This is a genomic window from Petrocella sp., assembly GCF_059865615.1.
In genome coordinates, this window is sequence record NZ_JCBCDA010000157.1 from 1 (window position 1) to 3,533 (window position 3,533).

Here is a 3,533-nt window from a genome sequence, read left to right on the forward strand (position 1 = left end):
AGGTGCAGATGCTTTTGCGAAGATCATGTCCTATATAGGAACTGCACACAAACACGGAATTAATACATTTGTAGCAGTGAAACAAGCGTTAAATGGTCAGTCTGATTTCATTTTTGAATAAGGGGCGACTGAACAGTTACACTAAATTTTATTTTTATGATAAAATATGCATCAGAGGGCTTAACAAGCGAGAGGAGAATAATTATGATTGCATTTTTAATGACAATAGAGAATGAAAAAAACAAGAAATAAGCTGGAAGAGATTTATGTAACATATTATAAAGAGATATATGTTACGGCATATTCGATTTTAAAAGATCATCATGATGCACAAGATGTAATTCAGGATGCGATTCTAAGGATTTCAAAGAATATTCACAAAATTTCAGAGGTTAAGTGTAAGAAAACGCGGTCCTATCTGGTTATTATAGTAAGGAATCTTTGTTATAATGTCTATAACAAGCGAAAAGGTATAGTTATGCTTGAACATGATGAAGTAAAAAGGTTATTAAATCAGGATGAAATATTAATTGAAGAAGAATTCCTTCAGATCGAATTCAGTGAAAAAATAGCAAAATATCTGGAGCAATTGCACCAGCCTTATGCGGATGTTTTGACGCTAAGATATTACTATGCGTTGGAGATTTCTGAAATAGCTAGAAATTTCAATATTACAGAAAATAATGTGAGCGTTAGAATATATCGCGCGTTGGAGGCATTGAAGAAGATTTTAGTGGAAGAAGGTGTGGACTATGAACAAAGTGTCTAATGAAGAAAAGGAACGATTACGTAGGCTTAATGATGCTTATTTATATGATGTGGGTTACCATCATGTAAACGATATTCGTGATGAAACTGACAGACTTTTAGAAGAGTATGAGGACTTAGAGGTTCCAGACAGTATGAATCATTGGTTCATTGAATATAATAATAAATTCGAGAAAAAAGAAAGACATCGTAATATTCTAAAAAAAGCATTGGATTATACCAAAAGGACGGCAATACTATTTAGTGTCGTGGTAATTGCAGGAGCTGTTGTGACATTGATGGTAAAAGATTTTAGAGTTCAATTTTTTGATTTCGCTTATGAAATAATGCAGAAAGAAAATAACCAAAATGAAGATATTTATAGTGAGCTGGAGGTAATGACCGATTATTATTACCCAAGATTTTTGCCTGAAGATTTTACCTTAATAAAGATAAAGGTGCAAAATGATATAAAAAATTTGTTGTTCAGGAATCCAGAAGGGGAAGAAATTCTTTTTAGCCAGACTAAGATGAATACGAAATCAAAATATGACATTGATACTGAAAATATAACTCAAGTTGAAATCAACCAAAATATTGGCTATCTTTTAGTTCAGGATAATATGTCTATTATTAATTGGTCTGAAAAAGGCACTTCCTTTACTATTCAAGGAAATATTGAGAAATCAGTTCTTATTGATATCGCCAAGAGTATAAAACAAGGTAAATAAAAAAATTAGAAAAAGTGTAAGATTTCACCACCTTAAAAGGTTATATATATAGAAGACCTTTAAGGTGGTGATTTTTATATAAGAATGGAAAGAATATAATTGGCGAGAAAATACTTGAAATGAATTTGTAACACAATGAATAACTTATATTGTCGGTCTTTTGAACAAATTTTGTAGGGTAGATGATGATTATTATGAATGAATCTTATATTATGTGGCAAATATCTAGTAGCATCTATTTATGCAATTAATTTAATTATTAAAAAAGGAAGTTCAAAGCAGAGCTAAGGAGGAAAAATGAGAGAAAAAAACAAGCTTATCGAAAAAAGACGAAAGGCAATATTACCACTAAGTTTTATTATGTTGATAGTATTTTCAATGTCTGTATCAGCGTATAGTCTTGATTGGGGGTGGGTGTACAATGATCCATTAACTGTTTCAGTTTATATCAATTCAAACGTTCCAAACTTAAGCAATGTGGTTAGTGGATATGACAACTGGGATAGCTTACCAGAAGTTGATACTTATAGAAGCTATAATTTCAATTATACAGAGGCTTACATAATTTAGTCTTCTGTTAGCAATGATTCATATGCAGACACAACGAAACTAGGGAGTTCAGATTGGAAGCAAATTACAATACGACCTCCGTTTAGCACATTGACTTCTACTAAAAGAAAAGAAACAATAGCTCATGAAATGGGGCATTGTTGGGGTCTCAATGATATTTATGATTCTTCTTTACTTTCAGGTACAATAATGAGAGGAACAGGTTTTAATAATGATCCATATCCTAAACAAGATGATAAAAACGGCATTGCCGCATTGTATTAGAGGAGGTCAAAAATGAAGAGAATATTAAGTTTTAGTTTTGTAGTATTGTTGCTGTTATCAGGGTTGTTTTTGTACAATGGTAAAGGTTATGACCATGTGATAGATTCAGCAAAATTAGTGAGTTATAGCTCTGCTGATGAGGTTGTTGAAAATAGTGATTTAGTTGTAATTGTAAATAAATTAAGTGATGAGAGTGTTTCTTATGACTTAGGAGATAATCATTTTGACAATTTTACGCTTTCAAAAGTTGAGATAAAAAAAATAATTAAACCTTCAGAAAATAAAATATTATCAAAAGGTGATGTTATTGAGATTCTTGAGAGCGAGTGGGTTGACGAAGAAGCAAAAGTGGTGCATCATCTTGAAAACTATAAAAAGATGGAAAAAGGAAAAAGCTATACATTGTATTTAGGATATAATGAAGAAGTAGATAATTATTATCCAATTGGTTTAGTTTGCGGAAAAATTCCTAGTGATGCGAATGAGAAAATGTTTTATGGAGATTTCCAAAATACGCAGGCTTTAGATGTAGTAGAGGAACTGAAAAAAATTAAGTAATAATATTTTATGTACACATTCAACAAAAATATTGAAATTCAAATTTGACACGATTAAACTTCATTGTTTAGTCGTGTTTTATTTTATAAAAGACGAATGAAAAAAAGGTAAAATCAATAGTTTACAATAGGATTCAATCTAAATTTTGGAGATGTTTTCAGGGGGATTTTCTTAATCGTGTTAATCGAAGGTACAGAAAAGTGCTCCCAACTTTAGAACAACGTATCCAAGATATGTTTAACTTTGCTGGCTAAGCTGTTAGTAAACAGTAGCTTTTGGCAACCACCAAAAGCTACTGTTTTGAAAGGAGGTGTTTTGGCTTGTCTTATGTCATCATGCTATTAATAACATATATCTTAACGGGTTGTATGATATATGTGAATACCCTACTTGAAGGGATTGTACCCATAGCGCTTCATGCAGAAGACTATATGGATACACTTCTTGGTACCAATGGCATTAGCGGCATTTTTGACATCTTTTTTGCCTTTGGTGTGTCTCTGATTATACTCAAATTTTTGGAAAAGGGCTTTGAAAGGTATTTTTTATGGTCCGATGGTGATGCCGATACAGAACCGATTCTTCTTTTGACAGGCTTTTTCAAGGCATTAGCCATTGCAGTATGTTTTCCCACTTTGTATGACTGGTTGGCAGAAATCATTT

At 31.9% G+C, this 3,533-nt stretch carries 6 protein-coding genes; all 6 read left to right on the top strand.

Features of this window, described 5'->3' with window-relative positions:
* The first annotated feature begins 232 nt into the window (after positions 1 to 232).
* Positions 233 to 769 (top strand): sigma-70 family RNA polymerase sigma factor, encoded by a 537-nt coding sequence (locus AC6F8J_RS14880; RefSeq protein WP_500724409.1) that lies wholly within the window; start codon positions 233 to 235, stop codon positions 767 to 769.
* On the top strand, positions 753 to 1,478 hold the full coding sequence (locus AC6F8J_RS14885; protein WP_500724410.1) for a DUF4367 domain-containing protein: 726 nt from the start codon (positions 753 to 755) through the stop codon (positions 1,476 to 1,478). The genes AC6F8J_RS14880 and AC6F8J_RS14885 overlap by 17 nt, the downstream gene beginning before the upstream one ends.
* A gap of 297 nt (positions 1,479 to 1,775) precedes the next feature.
* Positions 1,776 to 2,048 (top strand): hypothetical protein, encoded by a 273-nt coding sequence (locus tag AC6F8J_RS14890; protein WP_500724411.1) that lies wholly within the window; start codon positions 1,776 to 1,778, stop codon positions 2,046 to 2,048.
* A 90-nt stretch (positions 2,049 to 2,138) separates the two neighbouring features.
* Complete coding sequence (locus AC6F8J_RS14895) at positions 2,139 to 2,312, top strand: hypothetical protein (protein ID WP_500724412.1); 174 nt, start codon at positions 2,139 to 2,141, stop codon at positions 2,310 to 2,312.
* Between the two features lie 12 nt (positions 2,313 to 2,324).
* On the top strand, positions 2,325 to 2,870 hold the full coding sequence (locus AC6F8J_RS14900) for a hypothetical protein (protein WP_500724413.1): 546 nt from the start codon (positions 2,325 to 2,327) through the stop codon (positions 2,868 to 2,870).
* A gap of 320 nt (positions 2,871 to 3,190) precedes the next feature.
* Positions 3,191 to 3,533, top strand: a 343-nt coding sequence (locus AC6F8J_RS14905; RefSeq protein ID WP_500724414.1) for a conjugal transfer protein TrbL family protein, incomplete at its 3' end; no start/stop codon positions are given.